At 42.8% G+C, this 1016-nt stretch carries 1 protein-coding gene; it reads left to right on the top strand.

The window, feature by feature from the left end; genetic code table 11:
• A partial coding sequence (locus KNP06_RS15115) for an IS3 family transposase (RefSeq protein ID WP_214789503.1) occupies positions 1-660 on the top strand: 660 nt, incomplete at its 5' end.
• Positions 661-1016: the final 356 nt, after the last annotated feature.

Below are 1016 nucleotides of genomic sequence, written 5' to 3'. Positions count from 1 at the left end.
GGGTGTCCTTACGACAACGCAGTGTCAGAGGCGACGTACAAGGTTCTCAAAATCGAGTTCGTCAAGAAGCAGACTTTCCCGAATCTGACAGTTCTCGACCGTGAATTACGTGATTACATACATTGGTTCAATCACATCAGAATCCATGGGACATTAGGTTACCTGATACCGAAAGAATACAAAAAAAGAGACCTCTTAAAAAATGTCCAGTTAAGTGTTGACAATCCACTTCCCGAACCACAGGTTTTTATATCGCGCAAGGATGTCTGTCGCCTACTCTGGCAATGGCCTGCGACCAGGCCGGATGACACCATCGATGTCTCGTACCTGTTGGTCCGTTACGGAGACCTCGCCGTCCCGTTCTGTTTCATTCAAGGATTTCGAGAAGCGATTCGGGAACGGGACGCGGAGCATCTCCTTTCGTTGATCACCAATCCACAGGTCACATCACATCCTGGACTGAAGCGTTTCGTGGGACGACTCAAACAAAATATAGAGGTGATCCTGGCAGCTTGTCGGTTTGAAGAAAGCAACGGTTACGTGGAAGGGAACGTCAATCGTCTAAAGATGTTGAAGCGACTCATGTATGGAAAGGGAAATTTTGACTTGCTCAGGATTCGGGTACTTTGTCGAAATCCCGAGCCAAGCTGTGTTAAATGATATTGCAAAAAAATGAGCGACCACCCTCAGGCAATCGCACGTCATCTTTCACCAACATTGCGTAAGAACCACTCCTATTTTGCACTACACAAAAATATGTCTTTCTTATGGTTTAAAAATTGATTAATATTTTCGTTTAGTTATCTAAGTTTAAATTTTCAATAGATTCAACTTCTGCTAACTCACCGACATTCCCTTCTGAAGGCGTTAAGTTTTCTAAGTCGTTTTCGTGTTGAAATTTCCCTTGATATAAACCTGTAACTACATATTAATCTGTACCCCTTGTAAAGGACATTAATAAAAAAACTTATGCTGATTCAAGGAGATGATTCCTGTACTGTACGGGAGTCATCTTT

The organism is Exiguobacterium sp. s21, from assembly GCF_018617975.1.
Taxonomy (GTDB): Bacteria; Bacillota; Bacilli; order Exiguobacteriales; family Exiguobacteriaceae; genus Exiguobacterium; species Exiguobacterium mexicanum_A.
Note: the sequence above shows the minus strand (reverse complement) of the source record. Positions and strands in the feature narration are given on the sequence as shown.